This is a genomic window from Xanthomonas pisi DSM 18956, from assembly GCF_001010415.1.
Lineage (GTDB): Bacteria > Pseudomonadota > Gammaproteobacteria > Xanthomonadales > Xanthomonadaceae > Xanthomonas > Xanthomonas pisi.
Genome location: NZ_JPLE01000012.1, coordinates 1 through 22,832, shown reverse-complemented (window position 1 = coordinate 22,832; position 22,832 = coordinate 1). Strand labels below are relative to the sequence as shown.

At 65.7% G+C, this 22,832-nt stretch carries 17 protein-coding genes and 1 pseudogene; 6 read left to right on the top strand and 12 right to left on the bottom strand.

Annotated features, from left to right (window positions below):
* Positions 1-301 precede the first annotated feature (301 nt).
* Both hemL and Y887_RS02440 read left to right on the top strand, forming a co-directional pair.
* On the top strand, positions 302-1,591 hold the full coding sequence (gene hemL / locus Y887_RS02445; protein WP_046962837.1) for a glutamate-1-semialdehyde 2,1-aminomutase: 1,290 nt from the start codon (positions 302-304) through the stop codon (positions 1,589-1,591).
* A 529-nt stretch (positions 1,592-2,120) separates the two neighbouring features.
* Positions 2,121-4,889, top strand: coding sequence for a winged helix-turn-helix domain-containing protein (locus Y887_RS02440; protein ID WP_046962836.1), 2,769 nt, complete (start codon positions 2,121-2,123; stop codon positions 4,887-4,889).
* 153 nt (positions 4,890-5,042) lie between these two features.
* Here Y887_RS02440 and azu read toward each other — a convergent pair whose 3' ends face one another.
* The 6 genes from azu to Y887_RS02410 all read right to left on the bottom strand — a co-directional run bounded on the left by azu (position 5,043) and on the right by Y887_RS02410 (position 11,797).
* Positions 5,043-5,492 carry an azurin gene (gene azu / locus Y887_RS02435; RefSeq protein WP_046962835.1) on the bottom strand — a complete coding sequence of 150 codons (450 nt, stop codon included), beginning with the start codon at positions 5,490-5,492 and terminating at the stop codon, positions 5,043-5,045.
* 165 nt (positions 5,493-5,657) lie between these two features.
* Positions 5,658-6,860 (bottom strand): pyridoxal phosphate-dependent aminotransferase, encoded by a 1,203-nt coding sequence (locus Y887_RS02430; RefSeq protein ID WP_046962834.1) that lies wholly within the window; start codon positions 6,858-6,860, stop codon positions 5,658-5,660.
* A gap of 30 nt (positions 6,861-6,890) precedes the next feature.
* A complete protein-coding gene (locus Y887_RS02425; protein ID WP_046962833.1) occupies positions 6,891-7,394 on the bottom strand; it encodes a RidA family protein in 504 nt (167 codons plus the stop codon).
* A 23-nt stretch (positions 7,395-7,417) separates the two neighbouring features.
* Entirely contained in the window at positions 7,418-7,843 is a 426-nt protein-coding gene (locus tag Y887_RS02420) for a c-type cytochrome (RefSeq protein WP_046962832.1), read from the bottom strand.
* Positions 7,840-9,447 (bottom strand): flavin monoamine oxidase family protein, encoded by a 1,608-nt coding sequence (locus Y887_RS02415; RefSeq protein ID WP_046962831.1) that lies wholly within the window; start codon positions 9,445-9,447, stop codon positions 7,840-7,842. The genes Y887_RS02420 and Y887_RS02415 overlap by 4 nt, the downstream gene beginning before the upstream one ends.
* Before the next feature lie 67 nt (positions 9,448-9,514).
* Positions 9,515-11,797, bottom strand: coding sequence for a TonB-dependent receptor (locus tag Y887_RS02410; RefSeq protein WP_181113127.1), 2,283 nt, complete (start codon positions 11,795-11,797; stop codon positions 9,515-9,517).
* A gap of 392 nt (positions 11,798-12,189) precedes the next feature.
* Here Y887_RS02410 and Y887_RS02405 point away from each other — a divergent pair, with 392 nt between their 5' ends.
* Complete coding sequence (locus Y887_RS02405) at positions 12,190-12,807, top strand: HAD-IA family hydrolase (RefSeq protein ID WP_046962829.1); 618 nt, start codon at positions 12,190-12,192, stop codon at positions 12,805-12,807.
* Positions 12,808-13,474: 667 nt separating this feature from the next.
* Here Y887_RS02405 and Y887_RS02400 read toward each other — a convergent pair.
* On the bottom strand, positions 13,475-14,701 hold the full coding sequence (locus Y887_RS02400; RefSeq protein WP_046962828.1) for an acetylornithine transaminase: 1,227 nt from the start codon (positions 14,699-14,701) through the stop codon (positions 13,475-13,477).
* A gap of 72 nt (positions 14,702-14,773) precedes the next feature.
* Here Y887_RS02400 and Y887_RS18525 point away from each other — a divergent pair.
* A pseudogene (locus tag Y887_RS18525) lies at positions 14,774-15,051 on the top strand (ion transporter); the annotation flags it as partial.
* Between the two features lie 158 nt (positions 15,052-15,209).
* On the opposite strand, the gene Y887_RS02390 reads toward Y887_RS18525, so the two are convergent.
* Complete coding sequence (locus Y887_RS02390; protein WP_046962826.1) at positions 15,210-15,677, bottom strand: OsmC family protein; 468 nt, start codon at positions 15,675-15,677, stop codon at positions 15,210-15,212.
* Positions 15,678-15,738: 61 nt separating this feature from the next.
* On the opposite strand from Y887_RS02390, the gene Y887_RS02385 reads away from it, so the two are divergent.
* Complete coding sequence (locus Y887_RS02385) at positions 15,739-16,425, top strand: GntR family transcriptional regulator (RefSeq protein WP_162199146.1); 687 nt, start codon at positions 15,739-15,741, stop codon at positions 16,423-16,425.
* 24 nt (positions 16,426-16,449) lie between these two features.
* On the opposite strand, the gene Y887_RS02380 is transcribed toward Y887_RS02385, so the two are convergent.
* The 4 genes from Y887_RS02380 to Y887_RS02365 all read right to left on the bottom strand — a co-directional run bounded on the left by Y887_RS02380 (position 16,450) and on the right by Y887_RS02365 (position 20,384).
* Positions 16,450-17,406 (bottom strand): YiiG family protein, encoded by a 957-nt coding sequence (locus Y887_RS02380; protein ID WP_046962903.1) that lies wholly within the window; start codon positions 17,404-17,406, stop codon positions 16,450-16,452.
* Between the two features lie 385 nt (positions 17,407-17,791).
* Positions 17,792-18,670, bottom strand: a complete 879-nt coding sequence (locus Y887_RS02375; protein ID WP_342749422.1) for a glycosyltransferase family 2 protein — start codon at positions 18,668-18,670, stop codon at positions 17,792-17,794.
* Positions 18,663-19,478 (bottom strand): SDR family oxidoreductase, encoded by an 816-nt coding sequence (locus Y887_RS02370; protein ID WP_046962825.1) that lies wholly within the window; start codon positions 19,476-19,478, stop codon positions 18,663-18,665. Before Y887_RS02370 ends, Y887_RS02375 begins: the two co-directional genes overlap by 8 nt.
* A 246-nt stretch (positions 19,479-19,724) precedes the next feature.
* Complete coding sequence (locus Y887_RS02365; protein WP_046962824.1) at positions 19,725-20,384, bottom strand: serine/threonine-protein kinase; 660 nt, start codon at positions 20,382-20,384, stop codon at positions 19,725-19,727.
* 162 nt (positions 20,385-20,546) lie between these two features.
* Here Y887_RS02365 and Y887_RS02360 point away from each other — a divergent pair, with 162 nt between their 5' ends.
* A complete protein-coding gene (locus Y887_RS02360) occupies positions 20,547-22,628 on the top strand; it encodes a bifunctional DedA family/phosphatase PAP2 family protein (RefSeq protein ID WP_046962823.1) in 2,082 nt (693 codons plus the stop codon).
* Positions 22,629-22,832: the final 204 nt, after the last annotated feature.

Sequence of the window (22,832 nt, the reverse complement as noted above, 5' to 3'; positions counted from 1 at the left end):
TCTCCCCAAGATGGACACTGCCGGCAACGCGGCTCAATGAACGGGGCCAACGGCCACCGGAATCACACTTTCTGAACATCGGCAGCCGGGCGCCAATGACCGCACGCCATCAGCTCATACCCAAACTGTCGATACCGTCGCGTTCGATCATAGGCAGCCAAGTTCCCCTACCCGGCGGCTCCGACGGGTAGGCGGGCCACTGTCGGGTAGGCGCGCGAGCCCGCAGGCCTGACAATGGCGGACGCGATGCCCGCTGCCGGGCATCGATGCCCCCATCGATAGTCATCAAGGATCTGCGCGCATGAATCACACCCGCTCCCACGCCCTGTTCGCCCAGGCGCAGACCCTGTTGCCCGGGGGCGTCAATTCCCCCGTGCGGGCGTTCAAGTCGGTCGGCGGCGAGCCGTTCTTCGTGGCGCGCGCCGACGGCCCGTATCTGTACGACGTCGACGACAACCGCTACATCGACTACGTGGGCTCATGGGGCCCGATGATCGCCGGCCACAACCACCCCGCCGTGCGCGAGGCGGTGGAACGCGCCATCCGCGATGGGCTGTCGTTCGGTGCGCCCTGCGCCGCCGAGGTCACCATGGCCGACACCATCACCCGGCTGGTGCCGTCGTGCGAGATGGTGCGCATGGTCAACTCCGGCACCGAGGCCACGCTGTCGGCGGTGCGCCTGGCGCGCGGCGCCACCGGGCGCAATCGCATCGTCAAGTTCGAAGGCTGCTATCACGGCCACGGCGACTCGTTCCTGGTCAAGGCCGGCAGCGGCATGCTGACGTTGGGCGTGCCCACCTCGCCGGGTGTGCCGGCGGGCCTGAGCGAGCTGACCGCCACGCTCAGCTTCAACGACTTCGAAGGCGCCACCGCGCTGTTCGACGAGATCGGCGCCGACGTGGCGGCGGTGATCATCGAGCCGGTGGTGGGCAACGCCAATTGCATACCGCCGCTGGCCGGCTACCTGCAGCATCTGCGCACGCTGTGCACGCGGCATGGCGCGCTGCTGATCTTCGACGAGGTGATGACCGGGTTCCGCGTCGCGCTGGGTGGCGCGCAGGCGCTGTACGGGGTGACGCCGGACCTGACCACCTTCGGCAAGATCATCGGTGGCGGCATGCCGGTGGGCGCGTATGGCGGCCGGCGCGAGCTGATGGAGCAGATCGCGCCCTCCGGGCCGATCTACCAGGCCGGTACCTTGTCGGGCAATCCGGTGGCGATGGCGGCCGGCCTGGCGATGCTGGAGCTGGTGCAGGAACCAGGCTTCCACGCACGTCTGAGCGAGTCTACCGGCGTCTTGTGCGAGGGACTGGAAGATGCCGCGCGCGCCGCCGGCATCGCCGTCACCACCAATCGGGTCGGCGGCATGTTCGGGCTGTTCTTCACCGATGAAATCGTCGACAGCTACGCGCAGGCCACCGCCTGCGACACCACCAGCTTCAATCGCTTCTTCCACGCGATGCTGCAGCGGGGCGTGTACCTGGCACCGTCGGCATACGAAGCGGGCTTCATGTCCAGCGCGCACGACGCTGCGGTGATCGACGCCACGCTTGCCGCCGCGCGCGAGGCGTTTGCGGACGTGGCCCGCTGAGGTTCCGGCCGAAACCTGCAGCAACGCAGGGCGTCTCGCGCGCATTGATTGCGCGCGGTCGCGGGCCTGGCGCGCTTGCTGCCTGGCATGGGTTTGCATCCATCGGCGAGGCAGCCGTACCTGGGCGACCGGGTCTGCGCTGGCGCGTCGCCGTTGCCGACGGCGCGTGAGTGCAGGGCAGAACATCGGCGAGGTTGCCTGGCAGCGGGCATCCCCGCTTGCGGTACGTGCATCCTGCATGGGGGTGAAGACGCCGGCAGGCCCGCGCGTTCCTGGACCCTGCGCACAACACACAGGATTTCTCGCTGCAATGGCGCTCACTGAGGGCCACGCGCTTTGCTTTTGTCTTGCGGCTGTCATACCTTTCTGAAAGGTGCTCACGGATGGGCATGGGTGGGGACCCTCGAAGCAGCCGATCCGTCGTTGTCGCCATCGCGGTGACATGCCGGCCGTCGCCGCTGTTTCACCGATGTTGTGCAGCGTGTCGAGCCGACGCGCCGCTGACGCCTGCCACGGCCGCCCTCGCCTCATGCTCAAGCCTGTTGCGTTGCTCACCCCGCGCCCGTCACCGTCGCGCGACCATGCTCTTCCCGATTGGCTGCTTGCCGGCAAGCTGGAGCCGCCATTGCCGCGCCCGGGTGCGGTGGTGCGCGAGGCATTGCTGACGGCGCTGGATCAGGCGCAACTGCGCCCGCTCACGCTGCTGCTGGCCCCACCGGGGTTTGGCAAGACCACCCTGCTTGCGCAATGGCATGCGCGTCGACGCGCCCACGACGATGCGGTGGCGTGGCTGTCGCTGGACGAAGAAGACGCCGATCCGGCGCGTTTTCTCGGCCATCTCGCGTTGGCGCTGCAGGGTGCCGGCGCCGATCCGGCGCTGTGCGCCGGGGTGATGCACAACCGCGACCAGGACCCACGCGATGCGGCCACCGCGTTGATCCGCGCCTTGCGCAGCGCACCGCGGCGGATCAGCGTGATCCTCGACGACTACGACCGGCCCGGCAATGGCCCGGTCGATGAGCTGGTCTTGCGCCTGGTCGAACACAGCGGTGGGCGCCTGCATCTGTTGCTGGCCACGCGCCGCGTGCCGGCGTTGCCGTTGGCGCGGCTGGATCTGCAGGCGCAACTCGGCCGCCTTGGCAGCGCGCAGTTGGCACTGGACAACGACGAGGCGCGGGCGCTGCTGGGACCGCACATCCCCGCACCGGTGGTGGACGAACTGCTGGGTTACACCGAAGGCTGGCCGGTCGCGCTGCATCTGGCGCGACTATGGCTGGAGGGCGACACGCAACGTCAGCAGGAACTGACCGCACGTTTTTCCGGGCGCAGCACGCAGATTGCGGCGTATCTGGCCGAACAGGTGGTCAACGACCTGGATGCCGACACGCGCGATCTGCTCTTGCGCACCAGCCTGCTTGAGCGCGTCAACGCCGCGCTGGCCGACGCGGTGCGCCAACGTGACGACAGCGGCCGGCTGCTGGCGCGGCTGGAGCATTTCCACGGCCTGCTGGTACCGCTGGATGGCGAGCGCGAATGGTTCCGCTATCACCCGTTGTTTGCCGACTTCCTGCAGCAATTGCTTGATCGCGACCATCCGGGCCAGGCCGTGCACCTGCATCAGCGCGCGGCGCGCTGGTTCGGCGAGCACCAGCATCTGGCCGACGCGGTGCGCCATGCCGCGCGTGGCGACTGCGGCGACCTGGCCGCCAGCTACATCGCGCGCGCCGGCACCTGGCAGTTACTGCTGACCCACGGCATGCATGCGGTACGCGCCTTGCTGCGCCATTTCGACCATCGCAGCATCCGCGACACGCCGGCACTGAATCTCACCCAGGCGTACCTGCACCTGAAACTGGGTGAGTTCAGTCATGCACGCCTGTTGCTGGAGCGCTTCCGCGATTTCCCCGCCGCCGTGCGCGAGCCGCTGCAGCGCGACTACACCGTGGTGGTGGCGTTGTTGCGCGACCGCCTGGACGAAATCTGCGGCAATCCGCATGGCCTGACCCAGATCGCCGCGCAGGCGAACGCCTTGGACGAAGACGATCATCTGGGTCGCGGCACCTTGCTGTGCATCTGTGCAACGACCGCGCTGGCGCAGGGCGGGTTTGCAGTGGCCGAGCGCTATGCGCTGGCTGCGCGCGATGCGATGCAGCGCGGCGGCAGCGATCTCGGCGCCAGCCAGGCATTGCTCTCGCTTGGCCAGAGCTTTTTCTACCGCGGGCGGCTCGGCGATGCCGAAGCCTGTTACCGGCAAGCGCTGCACTGGTGCGCACGCACGCCGCAACTGGACCGCGTGCTGGAAGCTGCCGGCAACTGCCTGCTCGCGCAGATGCACTACGAGCGCGGTCGCCACGACGATGCCGCCGACCTGCTGCATCCGGCGCTGGAACTGCTTGAGCAACACGATGGCGGAGTGGACGTGCTGGCGGCAGCCTACGACACCGCGCTGGGGCTGGAACGCGTGCGTGATCACAGCGGCCGCAGCGCGCTGGTGTTGCTTGAGCATGTCGAGCAGATCGCGCATGGGCGCAAGCTGACGCGGCTGTCAGAGCTGGCGTCGGCCTGGCGACTGATGCTGCTGCTGGAGCATCCCGGCAACGCCGCCATCGATGTGGTGATCGCGCGCACCGGCGGCGAGTCCGGGCTGGCGCATACCCTGCGCTCGGCGCATCGCTGGCGCGATCGCGCGGCGATGGGCTTTGCGTTGGCGCGTTGGCATCGCCTGGCCGGGCGCAGCAATGCGGCGCTGAGCATTCTCGGCCAGATCGAGCACGCCTGCCTGGGCAACGATAACGCCTGCCATCTTGCGCGCACCCGCGCCCGCATCGCGCTGGTGCTGCAGCAGCGCGGCGAGCTGCTCGCCGCCCTGCCGCACTTGTACAGCGCGTTGGACCACGTGGCGCTGACGCAGAGCTGGCAGGCGATCGTCGAACTCGGCCTGCCCGCCAAGGCGATGCTGCGGTCGCTGCGCCAGCACGACCCGCACACCGTCGGCGGCACCACCCGCGCACTGACCATCCAGGCGCTGCTTGAGCGCCTCAGTGGTGATGAGGATCCCGCCAGCGATATGTTCAGCGAGCGCGAGCTGGAGGTGCTGGCGCAACTGGCGCGCGGTTACTCCAACAAACAGATCGCCCGCCACCTGCACCTGTCGGAAAACACGGTCAAATTCCATCTCAAGAATCTGTATCGCAAGCTCGACGCGCGCAGCCGCGAAAGTGCACTGGCGCAGGCGCTGCAGCGCGGTGTCTTGCGCGGCGAGGACACGCAGCAGGCAACCGATGCGCCGCCGCATTGAGCGGCGTGCGCAGCATGCGCAGCCGATGCGCACGCCTGTCATCGGGAATGGACAACACGCTCGTGCGTGGCGATGCGCTTGCCATCGTCGGGATCGATGCAGATGCGTCAACGCGTCCGAGGGCACTGGAGACAGGCTCCAAGCGCCCCGCCATCAGCCAAAACTCAGCGTGCCTTTCATCATCGCCCAATGCCCGGGGAACGAGCAGAAGAACGTATAGGCACCGCCCTTGGCGAGCTTGCTGGTTGCGAAGCTGACCGTGGTGCTTTCGCCGCCACCGACCACCTTGGTATGCGCGATCACCCGTGCATCGGCCTTGGGCAGGTAGCTGTCGGCAATGGTCGAGCGCATACCGGCGTTGGCCACCGCCTGGAAATCGGCGGATTTGGTCAGCACCCAGTTATGTCCCATCACCGTGGCGGCCATCTTGCCCGCATGCTTGAGCGTGACGTCCACCTCGGTGCAGTCGGGCGCAATCGTGATGGCGCTCTGGTCGAACTTCATCTGGTCGTTGCCGGTGATGGTCACCGTGCAGGTCCGTGCCCAGGCCGAGGGCGCCATCGCCATCACGCCAAGCACGGCAATCGTCGAAAACAGCTTCAAGGCAGTCCTCCTGCAGTAGGTAAAGCGCGGTGCGTGCAAGCGACCGACGCTCGCGCCGGCGTCGGTGCCGTCAGAGTACCCCCTTGCCATCGCCAATGCCGTGCTGCGCCGCCGCACAAGCAACTGCGCCGGCACGATCACCGCGCGCCAGTGGCATCCACGACGCTACGCATGGCGGAAGAAGTCCCGCAGTGGATCGTGCACATCGGCGACGGCCTGCGGCACAGGCAGCGGGCCACGCTTGCCGGCCATCACCTGCACGAACGCCTGCTTGAAGCGTGCCATCTCCGCCTCGGTCCCTACCGTGATCCGCGACCAGGTTGGCCACACCGGCCAGCTACGCCCGATGAACACGCCAAAGGTCGCCATGTCGTCCTTGAAGCCGGCCGCGGGCCGCTTCACATCGACCATGAAGCAGTTGCTTTCCGATGCCGTGCACGCATAGCCCTGCTTGACGAGGAACTCGATGACGTCCTGCCGCGTGGCCGCGGTGCGCGCGCGGCGCTGCGGCACCAGATCCGGGTCGCGCAAACTGGCCAGACCCGCAGCGGCCGCCGTCACCGGCAGGCTGTTGACGCTGTAGAACATCAGCTTGGCCAGCAGCTCCGGGCGCGCGGCCGCGTAGCCAAGCCGGATCCCGGCCATGCCGTAGAGCTTGGAGAAGGTGCGCAACACCACCACGTCCTCGCCGGCAGCCACCATGTCCACCACGCTGCTGGTGCTGCGCGCGAAGTGGATATAGGCCTCGTCCACCACCAGCACGCTGCCCTTGGGCTTGTGCGCCAGTGCGTAGTCAAGATCCTTGCGGGCGGTGACCGAGCCGGTGGGATTGTTGGGGTTGCAGATGTAGATCACGCCGGCCTTGGCGTCGGCTGCGCACATCGCCTGCACGTCGTGCGAAAAATCCTTGCGCAGCGGCACCTTGATCACGTTGGCGCCATTGCGCGCGGCAGCGCGCCACCCCGATTCGTAGGTCGGGTCGGCCGTCACCAGCGCGGCGCCTGGCGAGGTGAAGGCCAGCATCGTGTAGTCGAGCGGCTCGGTGGAACCGGCATAGGCCATCAGATGATCGAGCGGCAGCTTGAGCTCGGCCGCCAGCGTGGTCATCAGTTCCATCTGGACCTGCCGCAGATAGCGCCCGCCTTGCGGCGCGATCTGCGCAATGGCCCTGACCGCGGCCGCAGACGGGCCATCCGGGAACTCGTTGGAGCCGATCATCACCGGCGACAGCGCACTGGCCGCCGGTGGCACGACGGCGGCGGTGCGTTCGGCGGCGCCGGCAAGCAGCGGCAATGCGCCGGTCCCGGCGGCACCGGCAAACAGGGCGGAATCACGCAGGAATCTGCGACGCGATACGGCAGTATTCATGGCACTCTCCAGCAAGGCAACGACGCGACTTCAAGGACGCACGGCAACCACTTCGATCTCGACGCGATACAGCGGATTGCCCAGCGCAGCGATCTGGAAGGCCGAGCGCGCCGGCAGATTGGGCTGTTCCTTGGTACCGAAGAACTGGCGGTAGCCTTCCATGAACCCGTTGAAATCCATCTTGCCGCCCAGCGCCGGGTCGCCGACCAGAAATACCTGCATCTTCACCACATCGCCCATGCCCAGACCCAGCGATTTCAGCTGGTCCTGGATCTGCTTCAACACGCTCACCGTCTGCGCCTTGGTGTCTCCGTAAGCGGCCGCAGAGTCCTTTGGCGCACTGGTGTCCACCACCGCCGGCACTTTGCCGCTGACATACACGGTGGCCTTGCCGGCCGGAATCTCCACTGCCGCGGCAATGGGGAAATCGCTGTTGGGAATCTTGTGGCGAATCACCTCGGCAGCAGTTGCGGCGCTCAGGCCTGCAGACAACACGGCGGTGGCAACGAGGGCGGTGGCGATGGGACGGAACATGGCAACTCCTTGGAAGAAAGAATTCAGTGGCGCAGCAACTTGACGTCGTCGGCGGTGACGCGCTCGGCATGGTCGTTGCCGAAATGGGTGCGCACATAGCTCACCACGTCGGCCACCTGACGATCGGTGAGCATGTCGCCAAATCCCGGCATGCCGGCGTGCCCGTCGAGCACCATCATGGCGACGTAGGGCGCGGCCGCCAGCTTGGGATTGCCCGCAAGTGCCGGGTATTCGCCGGCGCCCTGCGCACCGCTGCCGGTGGGCATGTGGCAGCCCTGACAGACCGCACGATAGACATGCTCGCCGGAAGCGGTGGCGAACCCCTTTTGTGGATACAGCGCGGTGGCGTCGGAACTTTGCGCCTGCGCATCGCGCAGACCGGGAGGAAGCAGCGCAGCGCCGATGACCACTGCAACGACCGCAACAAACACGCGTGGCAACAGATTCATGCGCGACCTCCCCCGGCAATGACCTTGCGATGCAGGCGGCCGACGACATCGTGCGCCGACAGGATCGCGCCCTCCTGCCAGGCCGGGATATAGGACACATGCTCGCCCGCCAGCGCCAGGCGGCCGTCGATCTGGCAAAGCGGCTCGTAGTGCTCGGCACGCGCCTGTTCGCTCCACATGCCGAAGCAGCCATGGGTGAACGGCACGCGATGCCAACCGACCGCAATCCCGTTGTCGAATTCGCGCGGATATTGCCGGTGCAATTGCGTTCCGTATTCGACCGCCTTGCGCACCCGCTGCTCGGGAGACATGGAGGTGAATTGATAGGCATCCAGCCCCCACACATACGCTCCCAGCAGCACGCCCTTGCCGGAGCTGTGATAACCGGTGCTGGGATAGCTGATCAGGGTGATCGGCAGATCGGTGTAGCTGATGCCGCCGTAGATGGCCTCGTCCTCTTCCCAGAAGCGCCGTTTGAATTGCAGGCCCACCTTGACCGACGCGGCATACGGCACGCTGCCGATCGCGGTGGTCATCGCGTCGCTGGCGGTGGTGGGAATCCGGCTGAGCACCGACAACGGAATCGTGCAGATGCACCAGTCGGCACTGGCCACGCGCACTTCCCCACCGCGTGTGGCGTCCTGCCAGGACACGCGCACGCCGCTGCCGTCCTGATCGATCGTGGTGACCTTGGCGTTGTAGGTGATGGCATCGCCGAGCTGGCGCGCGAACGCCTTGCCGATCTGGTCCATGCCGCCCACCGGCTGAAACATGGTGGTCTGCATTTCGTAGTTGTTGCCGGCCGCCAACGTGGTCCATAGCCGCGAACGCAGCACATCCTGCACGCTGAAAGGTTCGGAGAACTCCGGCTTGCCCGACAAGCCGCCACCGGGGTAGCGCGCAAAGCCACGTCGCTCGCTGCTATCCTTGCCTTTGACGTAGCCGAAGCTGCGATCGAGCGCGCCCCAGGTGCGCAGCGATTCCAGCAGCACCTCCTGGTCCTCGCGGCTCACTGCCGTATCCAGCGCGTGCTGCTGCGTGCACTTGGCCAGCAATTCGGAGACATGGCCCTTGTAATCGGCGTCGATCGCGCGGAACCGCTGCGGTTTGCCATCGAAACCGCTCTGGCTATGCAGCAACGCGTTGTAGTTGACCTGGTTGAAGGCTTCCAACGCCACGCCGAACTGTTTGCAGTAACTCAACACCGCCTTGTGGTGGTGCGGAATCCGCCACGGTCCCGGGTTGAGATACAACCCATCGTCGAACTGGCAGTGCTGCGTGGCGCCGCCAAGTTCCGTATAGCGATCGCCGCCGCGCAGCGTCCAGTTACGACCACCGGGGCGAGCGTTGTATTCCAGCAGCTGCACGCGATAGCCGGCCTTGCGCAATTCGAAGGCGGCGGTCATTCCGGCCAGGCCCGCGCCCAGAATCAGCACCGATGCGCCCTTCGGGTCGCCATCCAGCTGCAATGGCCCTGAAAATTGCGACTCGGCCGCCATGCCCAGGCTGCTCATGGCCTGATACATCATGGCGCCGCCAGCGGTCATGCCGATGCGCGCCAGCAATTGTCGCCGTGTCATCGCCCCAGTGTGATTGCCTTGCATCAACGCACATCCCCTACATGTCATGGACCATCGCGCGGCCGGCCGCAATGCCGGCCGCGTCGATCACTCAGAATCGGTAAGACAGGCTTGCGAACAGCTGGCGCGGTGCGATCAGCTGGTACGAACCGGAACTTTCGTTGGGAAACACCGCACCGATCGCATCGTCCTTGTCGAACAGGTTGTAGGCCGACAGTTGCAGGCGGCCACCGGCAAGAAAGCCGGCATCGCTGCCCTGGTAACCGACGCTGCCATTGACGATGAAGGTGGCATCCACCTGGTCGGTATTGAGCGTGTCGCCGTAGCGCTTGCCGGTGTATTTGGTGTCGAGGTTGGCGAAGAAGTGCTCGCCTTCCCAACCGCCGTTGACGCTGAACATCAGCTTGGGCGCATCCGGTACGTCGTTGCCTTTCACCTGCACCAGAGCGCCGCTGACCGGGCCGAAGTAGTTGTCCTGGAACTCGGACTTGTTCCAGGTCAGCGATGCGCCCAGCCGCCAGCCCGGCGCCGGCTTCCACATGCCGGACAGTTCCGCACCATAGGTCTGCACGTCGCCGACGTTGGCGTAGACGGTGGGCGCCACCACCAGCGGGTCCGGGTCGGTCAGCGCGATGATGCGATTGGAATAATCGATCTTGTAGGCGGCCAGATAACCGCTCCACTGCGTGGATTCGGCGCGGATGCCGATATCGATGTTGGTGGATTCTTCCGGCGCGATGTCCGGATTGAAAGCGCCGGAGGTCAGCGCCAGACGCGGCGCGGAACTGAAGTTCTCCGCGTAGTTGGCGAACACCTGCACGCCTTCGGCCAGCTGGAAGCTCGCACCCACCTGCGGCTGGAACCAGTCGCTGTTCTTGATGGTCACATCGCGGCGCACGCCGACGTTGAAGTCGTCCAGATTGGCGATGCCGTTGTAGTCGCGTTTGACATCCAGCCCCTTGGCGCCGAACTCCATCGTCAGCCGATCGTCCAGCAGGCGCAGCGTGTCCTTGACGTAGAGCTGCTTCACCTCGGTGGAGAAGTGGTTGTCGTAGTAGATGACGATCGGCAAGGCGTTCTTGAGCAAGGCGCCGGTGGCCGGGTCCAGGTTGTACAACGGACGCACCTGATCGAAGTCGTAGCTCTCGTACCACGCACCGACTTCGAGCTTGTTGTGCTCGGTCTCCCACGCCACTGCGGTGGTCACGCCGTAGCGATCGCCGCCCATGATTTCTTCGCGCCGCGTCATCGCACCGACCCGGGTCACATTGCCAGTGGCATCGACGATCTGCGGGTCGTTGATGGCGATATCGGTGCGCCCCGGCGTGCCGGCAATCGCATCGTTGTACAACCCGGTGGCGGTGCTCGGTGGCGTGCCGCCGACGCCGTAGCCGTGCTTGTTTTCGTAGTAACCGGTGAAGGTGATGCCGATGGCGTCGTTGAACATGAAATCGCCATGCAGGCTCAGTAGCGAATCGCGGCGGCCGTTCTGCCATTCGCTGTAATGCTCGGCATCCACTTCCGGATTGCCGGTGATGCGCTCGTGCAGGTCCCACGACACCGAGCCGTCGGAGTTGTACGACTGCACGTCGTAATCCTTGCGGTTGTTGTAGATCCAGCCCAACGTCAGGCTGCCGGCATCCCAGGCCTGCCGCACCTTGGCTTCGAAGTGGTCGCTTTTCTGCGTGGCCGGTTCCATGTCCCACACCCCGCCCTGCGTGCGCGATGCGGAGATGTATGCACTGGGCCCGCCGTCCCACCAATCCGGCGTATCCAGACGCACAAAGCTGCGTACCAGATCGTCCGAGCCGACGGTCTGGGTGAGATTGCCGCTCCAGGTATCGCCGCCCTTGGGCGGAAGACTGGTGTAGCGGATCGCACCGCCGAGCGCGTGATAGGAGGGCTGGGTGACATCGCCCGAGCCGGCGGACACCGTCACATCGAGCAGGTTTTCGCTGGAGACGTAGCGGGTGATGGGCCCACCTTCGCGGGTGTCGAAGGTTTCGATCGGAATGCCGTCCAGGGTCACGCCGATCTGGTTGGCGGAAAAGCCGCGGATGGTCATCGAGTCGCCGAACTCGTACAGCCCGAACGGATCGGTGGTCTGCACATTGACCCCGGGCAGGCTGGCCAGCAGTTGTTGCGGTGCCACGCCCGGCACCTGCGCCTGGATCTCGTCCATCGAAATGGAGGCGGTGGTGCGCGTGGAGCCGGTGCCGACCACGCTGACCGCGTCCAGCGTGCGCGCTTCCTGTGCCAGGACGGGCAGGCTGTGTGCACCAGCCAGCACCAAGGTCATCGAAGCCAGCGTGCGACCACGCGTGGCAGTGGTGAGAATGGCGGCGACCGACGCCGCCAGTTGATCGGTGTTCAAGCGCTTGCGCATGCAATCGACCCCCTGGATGGTGTGACGTGCTGAGTGACCGGGCCCGCTCCCCAAGACCGGCTGACACCGCGGATGCGGCATGGATCGACCATACCCAGCGCGGTTGCGCCGTAGATGCGGTGCGGAGGGTAGGGTCTGCGCATGCGGGTAGGGCCTTTCCGTACTGGAAAGTTTGAATACGCAGCGCAACTGCCCGAGTCGCGTGCTCGTGCAGGCGCCGGGTGTTGGCGATCGGGCGTTCGCACGCGCCATGCGCGGGCGTATGAGCGCGCGCATGGCGCGCCTACCCGTCTGCGCTTATCCGGGCATAGCAGATCCCGTACGCTTGCGATGCAGCGGCTGATCGACAACGCTGCGGTGCCCACCTCGCGAGCACGCCCATGCCGTCTGCCCCTCCGTCCTTGCTGCTGCTGGATTTCGACGGCGTCTTGGCCAGCTATTCGCGCCCGCGCCGGCTGGCCGCATTGGCCAGTGCTGCGGCCTGCCCGCCGCAGCGGGTGCAGCAGGTGCTGTTCGAGCAGGGACTGGAGCGCGCCTACGATGCCGGCGCGCTCGACACGCAGGCCTACCTGACCCAGTTGAGCGACGGGCTGGGGCATCCGATCGACCGCGCCACCTGGATTGCGGCGCGCGTGGCAGCCTGCCGAGCCGACCCCGCCGTGGTGGCGCACGTGCTGGCGGTATCGACGACCACCGCAGTGGCGGTACTCACCAACAACGGCGCGCTGATGACGGAGGCGATCGCGCGGATCGTGCCATCGCTGTTTCCGCTATTGCAGGGCCGCGTGCTGTGCAGCGGTGCGCTGGGCGGCAGAAAACCGCAGCCGGAGGTCTATCAGCGCGCGCTTGCGCAGCTGGATGCGGACCCGGCACGTACCTTGTTCGTCGATGACCTGTTCGTCAACGTCCGCGGCGCCCGTGTCGCCGGACTGCATGCCGATACCGTGCGCGATGCGCGCGCCTTGCGGCGGGTGTTGAAGCGGTATGGGTTGGGGTGAGATTCGGGATTCGGGATTGGGAATTGGGCGTCGGGAATTAGGAGTCAGTAATTAGAAGTCGGGAATTAGAAGTCGGGAATCCGGATGAGGCTTCGCGCACACCCTCATCCGGCGCTGCGCGCCACCTTCTCCCGCCGGGCGGGAGAAGGACAATCAGTCGAGCTGCTTCTTAGAGCCCCTCTCCCGTCGGGGCGAGAAGGCACGGTTTGCGCGCCACTGACGCGCGTGCCTTGGAGCGCCAGCGTTGCAAACGCGGGCTGGGGTGCGGAGCGGAGGTTGGGGTGAGGGTACGGGCGAAGCTTCGTGTCGCTCACACTGCATAGGGCTTCGCGCGCACCCTCATCCGGCGCTGCGCGCCACCTTCTCCCGCACGGCGGGAGAAGGAAAAGTGGTGGAGCTGCCGCTCAAGCCCTTCGCCCCTCGGGGCGAGATGGCACGGTTGCGCGCCACTGGCGCGCCTGCCTTGGAGCGCCCGCGCTGCTAGCGCGGGCCGGGGCGCGGAGCGGGGGTTGGGGTGAGGGGACGGTGTTGCGACGCAGGGCAGCTCCCCTGCCCCTGCCTTACGCAATCCACAAACAACAAGCGCGCACGCGCCTTGCATACCCTCACCAACCAGCGCCCTACAGCGCCCTACCAGCCACCACCACGCAACAGACCAAGCAACCACTCACCGCTGCGCGGCGTACTCGGCAATCGCCAGGCGCAGGCGCGCCAGACCGTCGGCCAGCTCGGCGTCGGTCAGATTGAGTGCCGGCACGAAGCGCAGCACATCCGGGCCGGCCTGCAGCACCAACAACCCATGCTTGGCCGCCAGATCCAGCAGCGCCCCGGCCTGCCCGGCATGCGCCGGTGCCAGCACCGCACCGAGCATCAAGCCGCGCCCGCGCACCTGTGCGAACAGGCCGAACTCGGCATTGAGCGCCTCCAGGCCCGCACGCAATGCCGCCGACTGCCGCTCCACATTTTCGGCAATCTGCGGCGAAGCCAGCTTGCGCAACGCCACGCGCGCCACGGCGGCAGCCAGCGGATTGCCACCGAAGGTGGTGCCGTGCGCGCCGAACTGCATGGTCTGCGCCACTTTGGGGCCAGCCAGCATTGCGCCGATCGGGAAACCACCGCCCAGCGCCTTGGCCAGCGTCACGATGTCCGGCGTCACCTGCTCCTGCCAATGCGCGAACAAGGTGCCCGTGCGGCCCATGCCGCATTGAATCTCGTCCAGCACCAGCAAGGCATCGTGCCGATCGCACAGCGCGCGCACCTGCGCCAGGAAGCCCGGCGCCGCCGGCATCACCCCGCCCTCGCCCTGGATCGGTTCCACCATCACCGCGGCCACGTCGCCACTGGCCATCGCCGCTTCCAGCGCCGCGACGTCGTTGAAATCCACATAGCGGAATCCGCCTGGCAACGGCTCATAGCCTTCCTGGTACTTCGGCTGCGCGGTGGCGGTGACCGACGCCAGCGTGCGGCCGTGGAAGCTGCCACGGAACGTCACGATGACGCGCTTGTCGGCCGGGCGGCCCTGGTTGCTGGCCCACTTGCGCACCAGCTTGATGGCCGCCTCGTTGGCCTCGGTGCCGGAGTTGCACAAGAAGACGTTCTCGGCAAAACGCGACGCGCCGACCAGCTCCTCGGCGAGCCGCAGCGGCGGCTCGCTGTAGAAGATGTTGCTGGTATGCCACAGCTTGCCCGCCTGCTCGGTGAGCGCGGCAACCAGATCCGGGTCGTTATGGCCCAGCCCGCTCACCGCGATGCCGGAGGACAAATCCAGATACTCGCGCCCCGCGTCATCCCATACACGACTGCCCTGCCCGCGCTCCAGCACCACCTGGCGCGGGCGATACACCGGCAGGTAGTAGTGCGCAAGGGACAGGGGCGAATCGGCAGCGGTGCTCATGATGGTGGGTCGCAGAAGCGGAGGGAGAACCCGCATTCTCGCGCATTCGCCGGCCTGCGGCACAATGCGCGCATGCGCCCATTCTCCGATCCTCAACTCACTCCCGCCACCGCCGACGGCTGGCGCCGGCAGTGGTTCGACATCATCTATCGCCACGACACGCGCCCATCGCGCACTACGACCTGATGCTGGTGGTGGCGATCCTGGCCAGCGTGATGGTGATCATGATCGACAGCGTACTGCGCATCCTGCGGCTGTTCCGCATCCTCAAGCTCACCCGCTACATCGAAGAAAGCGGGCAACTGGTGGATGCGCTGGGGCGCAGCCGGCGTAAGGTGCTGATGTTCATGCTAAGGACATCGGGCGTGTTACGGGATTCCAGCGCAAAATGGCCGGCGCAAATGCAGTTTTTTCGATAGAGATTGTTCTGATTGAAAAGCAGCGCAGCCGCTACCCATGCAGCAGTGATGCAGGTACACAATAAGCATCAATCACGCTCGTTGCCCATTTAAATTTCGGGCACAAATTCTGGTTCGTAGGTGATCGGAAAATTGACGGATCTAGCGATGAAGCACACGTCGTGGATCTTGTAATGAATTGCTGTCGCAAGTTCGATGTCGGTTCCCGCACGAATGGCTATACGCGGACGCAAGGTTGCCGACGTGAAGCGACCCGCACCACTGCTCTCAACTTCGCCGATGCCGAGCGGGGTATCCGCATAGCCGGTCACTATGATGTTCGCATCCGATGCGTAGTGCAGATACCAAAGCATGTGGCAGGCCGAAAGCGCCGAGAGCAGAAGGTCCTCGGGATTCATTTTGGCGGGATCACCACCAAGCAACGGATCATTGGAGCAGTGAATGACGGATTTGCCCGGGACGGCCACGTCCCACGTGCGATCGTAACCGCGATAGCTGACCGTGCCCGCGCCCCGGTTTCCCGTCCAGATGACGGACGACGTGTATCGATGCGCCATTGGCTTTCCCCAAGATCATGAATGGTGTATACATGTATACACCACGGATAAGGGCGCGACAATGGATATTACGAACCAACTGCGCGTTGCCATTTTGGATGGGAAATACGCTCCCGGGGCGTTCTTGTCACAATCGCGTCTCGCCAAGGAATATGCCGTCAGCCGCATTCCGATCCGCGATGCTCTGCTGGTTCTTGCCGCCGACAAACTGGTCGAGGTCGTCCCCGGAAAAGGCGCGCGAATCATTACCCTGTCGGCCACGGACCTGATGGAGGTATTCGACCTGCGGATCATGCTCGAATGCGACCTCATACAGCGCGCCGTGCAGAAGGCCGATGACCAGGCAAAAGCAGACGTGGTGTATCTGCTCCGGCGGACGTCTCTGGAAGCCGGTAGGCCCGGTTGGCACCAGGGAGATTGGGATTTCCACCGTGCGCTCTACGCTGCGGCCGGACGGCCCCGACAACTGGCAATCGTCGACGACCTGCGAAAGATCTGCGTCCTACAAGCGTCCCAATACACGTCACTGGCAACCGAAACCCAGCGATGGTTGCGTGATCATGAGGCACTTGCAGAGGCGTATGTTGCGGGGCGTGCCGATGAAGGCTCAACGTTGTTGGAGGAGCATCTTCGGCGGTCTTTGGAATGCTTGCTGGCTCTTGCCGACGGGGCTGACAGTGACAGGGCGCGCTCAGAGCCGGAGTGTACGAGTGATACATCAGCACCGACCGCGCCCGCCTGGCGGTGAGCACAGTCGTTTTATAAGCTGCTGTCACCTCGACATGCGATTGCTCATGTCGATCAGATCGTTGTAACCGGCCAGTACTGCCTGACGCGTGCCGCCCGGCGGGATCGAACCGCTTTCAATCAGCATCTGCTCGCTCTTGTTCAACGGCGTCTTGGTGCGGATACGCTCGACCAGGCGCCCGGATTCGCGCGCGAGTTTGTCGGCGGAGGTTTCCATGTGACCCCACATCGCATCGCCCTGGCCGACCTTGGCTTTTTGCGCTTCTTCCAGAATGCTCTGGTAACGCGTCAGCTGAGCCTGCGCTGCGGCAAGATCCGGCGCATCGTTGTCGAGCACCTGCACCAGCTGCTTGCCCTCGCCGATGATCTTCAGGTGGTACCAGGAGGCCGTACGCCCTTCTTCTTTTTCAATCGCATCGATCTGCGCCTGGCGCCGGGTATCTTCGTTATGTTCCAGCGCCGCGTTCATCGCTTCGCCGGCTTCGAAGAACGCGCTGTAAGCCTGCATCAGTGGTGCGTGCAGCGCCTGCATGCCCTTGCCGTCGTCGCGCAGATAGTCCTCGCGATCGTAGTAGCGCACCGCTTCGCCGATACGCTCGTTGAGCGTGGTGAAACGTTCCTGATAGGTCTTTGCCACCGGATCGAGCTCGGGGTTGGCCGGTGTTTGCGCCAAGGCCGCAGTCATCGGCGCGCCACAGTCGTCCACATGATGCGACAGCACCGTGCCCGGTGCATGGATGCCGCTTTCCTTGCCGGTCGGACCAGCCTCGGGGTCCTGCATCCACCCGATATATTGCTGGTAACTCTCATGCACCGGCTGCTCGACGCCATTGAAGCAGGCGATGTAGGCATTGATCTTGTCGGCGCCGCCGGCATCGACGTTGGCAGGCGCCTGCTTCTGGCAACCGGCCAGCAGCGTGGCCACAGCGAGCGCGGCAGTCAGTGGCGCGTGGCGAAACGGAACAATCATGTGGCTTTCCATGGGTTGGTGGGTCGTGAGGTTGTTGTCGTGCGCGATCGATTCGGACGTGGCGAGCGAGCCGCCGATCAGCGGGACCGCGGATGTCTGCACGTCGCAGAAGCTGACGCCGGCACGGCAATGCAGTGGAGCAGCGCCAGCCAGACCCACCGGTGATGGCTGCACGATTGCAGCGTCAATCGTCGGCGCATCACAGCGCGTTGTGTGGCAGCTTTCGGGGCGTATGGGCCGCGCAGGCCAGACCGATGGTGAAGAGCCTGCGACACGTCCCTTTTGAAAACGCTTTCAGTCCAACCAGGAGCGTAGCAAACCGATCCGTCAACGCGCCGTGTGTTTGCTTGCACCCGGCGCCTCAGCGATACCGCCAAGCCGCATGCCTGGCGACGATTCAGTGGCTGCCCGGCAGATGCGCATCCAGGCCCTGCACGCAGCGCACCGTGCCGCGTCGCTGACACTCCAGCAAGCGCTGGTTGTTCGGAAGCGATGCGTCGTCGACATCCTGTTGCGCACGCGATCCGTGCTCCAGATGGAAGGCAAGCGCTGCCCACTTCAGCGGATGCTTGGCAAGGCCGGCGTTGACCAGCCGCACCGCCAGTTCGCGATCCTCCGCGCCATATCCCTGCATGGCTTCGTCGAACCCGTTCACCCGCAGCAGATCCTCGCGCCAGAAGCTCATGTTGCAACTCATCACCCGACCGCCCGGGCGCGCCGCCTTCCAGCGCGCCAACCACGGCTGGCGGAACGCGTACAGACGCGGCATGGCATCGAACGCCGCAAAATCTGCCGGCGCCCACGGCGTGAAGCCCGGCAGCCGCCGACCCGCGAGCACCGCGGCGGTGGCACGCTCGGTCAGCTTGATCCTTCCGCCCTGCTGGAATCGACCCCGACGCGCCAGCGCAAGATGGTCGGCGACGAACTGTGGGTGCACCAGCATGTCGCCGTCGATCAGGATCACATAGTCCGCGCCGGTCGCGGCAATGCCGAGATTGCGGCATCGCGCCGCGCGGAAGCCGAGGTCTTGCTGCCAGAGGTGCCGCAGCGGCACCGGGAAGGCTGCCGCCAGTTCGACCAGCAGCGCTGCGGTGTCTGCGCCCGATCCGTCGTCCACGACGATCACCTCGTCGGGCAGCTGCGATTGCCGCGCCAGGTTCGCCAAAACCCGGCGCAGCGCCTGCGGCCAGTTGTAGGTCAAGACGATCACCGCACACGACGGCGCTGGCGATGCGGGAACTGCAGACCGGCCGATCACTCCAGTCAATTCACTCAAGAAACAGATCTGCCAGCAGGGCGCGGCCCGGATCGACTGCATACCCGCGCAGATCGGTGACGCCGGCCTGCGCCAGCACCTCATCGTCGATCAGGAACTGGCCATGGAATCCAGCCGCAGCGCGGGTCAGCACCGCATGCGCGGCGTCGGCCACGATTTGCGGGCGACGACAGCCAGCGGCGTCCACGCCCGGCAGCATGTTGATCGCATCGGTGGCAATCACCGTACGCGGCCACAACGCATTGATCGCCACGCCCTGCGGGCCGAATTCGGCGGCCAGCCCCAGTGTCACCAGACTCATCCCCATCTTGGCCAGCGTGTAACCGGTATGCGCCCCCCACCAGGCCGGGTTCAACGATGGCGGCGGGGCAAGGCTGAGAATGTGCGGATTGGGCGCCTTCAACAGATGCGGCAGGCAGGCTTGCGCGCACAGAAAACTGCCGCGCGCATTGACCTGCTGCATCAGGTCGAAGCGCTTCATCGGCGTGTCCAGCGTGCCACGCAACCAGATCGCGCTGGCGTTGTTGACCAGGATATCGATACCGCCGAAGGTCTCGACCGTGGCGGCCACGGCCGCACGCACCTGCTCCTCGTCGCGGATATCGCACTTGAGCGCCAGCGCCTGCCCGCCTGCCGCCGTCACCGCTTCGGCCGCGCTGTGGATGGTGCCTGGCAGCTTGGGATTGGCTACCGCCGATTTCGCGGCAATGACCACATTGGCTCCGTCGCGCGCCGCCCGCAGCGCGATCGCCAGCCCGATCCCGCGAGAGGCACCGGTGATGAACAGGGTCTTGCCGCTCAAGGTCATTGGATTGGGATTCGGGAATCGAGATTCGGGATTTGCAAAAGCTTAGCGTGTCTCCGACGCACGCCGACGCATCATCTGGCATCGCCATACGCGTTTACGAATCCCCAGTCGCCGCATGGTTGATCCCAATGCAGTCGGGATTCGGGATTCGGGAAAGCATTGCCCTCACCAGTCCGGTTGGACGGCTTACAGCCGTGGCCATGCGCTGTTACGAATCCCCAATCCCGACTCCCCAATCCCCGCCCCTCACGGCTTCGGCCCCTGCCCTTCGTTGTCTTCCCAGTGCAGCAGGCGGCGGGTCACGAAGCGGTAGACCGGTTTGCCGGTGGCGAACCACAGCTCGCGCACCCATGACCTGCGCTTGAGCACGCGCCGTTCCACCGGCGTGATCGCGGCCGGGCAATACATGCGCTTGTGCTTGAGCAGATGACGCAGGTCCTCGCGTGCAAGCAGACGCATCCAGCGTGCGCGTGGATGGCCGCGCACCGCCAGCTGGAAATCGATCAGCGCCGGGCTGCCATCGTCCTGCACCAGCCAGTTGGCTTCCTTGGCCAGATCGTTGTGCGCCACGCCGCACCGATGCAGCTGCTGCAACAGCCGGCGCGCCTTCCTGAAATACGCCAGGTCGCCGCGCGGCGGGCGCTGGTACATGGCATCGCCGGCCAGATAGCTGCGGTCCAGATGGCGCCCGTCCCATTGCAGCAAACGTGGCGTGTGCGGCAGGCCATCCAGCTGCCGCAGCGCCAGCGCTTCGCGACGCGCCAGCCACCACGCCACACCCCGCAGGCCCCAGGGCGCCACGCTCAGGTCGCGCCGCACGAACAGCCGGCCGGCGTCGCGGATCAACAAAATGCGCCCGAACGTATCGGACTTCAGCGGCAGATCGCCGGCGGGCTCGTGACTCATCCCCCATTGTAGGCGGGCGGCCGGCATCGCCGTACCGCCATTGATGTGCACGCCGATGCCATCGGCGCGCGTGGCCGCCTGGTTGCAACCGCAGGTGAAGCCAACCGCCCGATGTGAGCGTGGCGCAAGTCAGTCGTCGCCATGCCCACCTATAATTCGGGAATGAACTCATGGATCGACGCCACGCTGGAGTGGATCGGACACCACCCCACCTTGGCTGGCGTGGTGATCTTTGCCATCGCATTCTGTGATGCGGTGATCGTGCTCGGCGCCATCGTGCCCGCGCTGCCGTTGCTGTTCGCCATCGGCGTGCTGATCGGGCTCGGCCAGATCAACGGGCCGTATGCGGTGGCCTGCGCCACCCTGGGCGCGTTCGTCGGCGATGCGCTGAGTTTCTGGGTAGGCCATCGCTGGGGTCACCAGTTGCACACATATTGGCCGTTCCGCCGCTATCCACAGTTGCTGGAACGCGGCGAGCTGCTGTTCCGGCGCAATGCCTTCAAGAGCATCCTGATCGCGCGCTACGTCGGCGCGGTGCGGCCGTTCGTGCCGGCCATCGCCGGCATGTCGCACATGCCGTTCAAGCGCTACCTGGTTGCCAGCGGATTGGCCTGCGTGTCGTGGGCGCTGCTGTTTCTGGTGCCGGGCTGGGTGCTGGGCACCGCGTACGACGCAGTGGCCGCAGTGGCCGGGCGCCTGTTCGTGGTGGTCGCCTTGCTGGCTGCGGTGATCGGCCTGGCCTGGGCCATGGTGCTGTATTCGTACCGCTGGTCGGCAGGCCATCTGGATGCCCTGCTGGCGCGGCTGCTGGAGTGGTCGCATCGGCATCCGGTGCTGGGCAACTGGTCGGTCAGCGTGTTCGACCCACGCCGGCGCGAGTCGGTCCCGCTGGCGATGATGGCGCTGATGCTGTTGCTGCTGGGCTGGGGCTGGTTCGTATTGCTGATGGTGGTGCTGGCGCATGGCGAACCCCTGCGCGTGGACCTGGCCGTGCACGACCTGATGCTTGCCTTGCGCAACCCGCTGGCCGACTACCCGATGGTGGCGCTGGCCTCGCTGGGCGACTGGCAGGTGTTGTTGCCGGCGATCGCCGCAGCGATGGGCTACCTGGCCTGGCGTCGGCGCTGGATGGCGGTGACGCACTGGGTAATCGCACTGGCGTTTGGCCTGGCGCTGACGCAACTGCTGGGCGCGACCGTCCAGGTGGTGCGCCCGCCGGCGGCCAGCAGCGGCTTCGGATTTCCGTCGGTCGCGGTCACCATGGCCACGATCGGGTTCGGGTTTTTCGCGCTGCTGATCGCACGCGAACTGCCTGGCCGCCGCCGCGTCTGGCCGTATCTGGTCAGTGGCGCCATCGTGTCGCTGATCGGCTTCGCGCGCCTGTACCTGGGCGCACATTGGCTCAGCGACGTGGTCGGCGGCATGTTGTTCGGCATCTTCTGGCTGCTGGTGCTGGGCATCGCCTATCGGCGCCGCGCCACCCGCGCGTTCTGGGTCAAGCCGGTGTCGTGGATCTTCTACGGCGTGTTCGTGGGCTGCGCGATCTTCTTTGCGCCGCGCAATCTGGATGCCAAGCTGGCCAAGTTCGAACCGCCGCCGCCGCTGCTGATGGACCTGCCCGCCAGCGACTGGTGGGAGGGGCAATGGCGGCTGCTGCCGGCACGCCGCAATGAATTCGACGACGACCAACGCTGGCCGCTGGACGTGCAGGTTGCCGGCCCGCTCGCGCCGCTGCAACGCCAGCTCGAAGCGCGCGGCTGGCGGACACAACCGCAGGCTGGCTGGGAGCAGGCACTGCATCTGCTGGATGTGAGTGGCCGCCCGGACGAAGTTCCGATCCTGCCGGCCACGCTGGATACCCAGGTCGAAGCCTTGCTGATGGTGCGTCATGCCGCACCGGGGCACGTGCATGTGTTGCGCCTGTGGCCTGCAGCCGCGCGCCTGCAACCCAATGCACAACCGCTGTGGGTGGGCAGCACGCAGACCCTGCGCTACAGCCGCCACTTCAGCCTGATCGGCCTGTGGTACCCGCTGCGCGGTGTGGACCCTGCGCTGAGCGCATTGCGCGACGCGCTCGGCCCGCTGCCGCACCGCGTGGAGCAACGTCGCCGCTCGCAGGTGCCGGTGATCCTGATCGACAGCACTTCGGGAAATGCGGTGCGGGGAGAGGTTGATGATACGCCGCAGACGGAAACCACTGCGTCTGATCCGGCTGCGTCAGGTCCGTTACAACAGCGCCGTTGATCGATCAGGCAATGGCGGCGATCGTTGGCGGCACAGTGCTAGCGTCGCTTAAGAGCGGCTGACAACGCTACTGCGCGGCCGTCAGGCGGGGCGCTCGCCACGGTTTGTTGGCGTCTCTAAATGCAGCGGAATGTTTAGGTCAAAAGCCTGGCTAGTTGAGCGCACGGTGCCCTCACCGCTTGCAGGACACGCCGTAAACCCGTC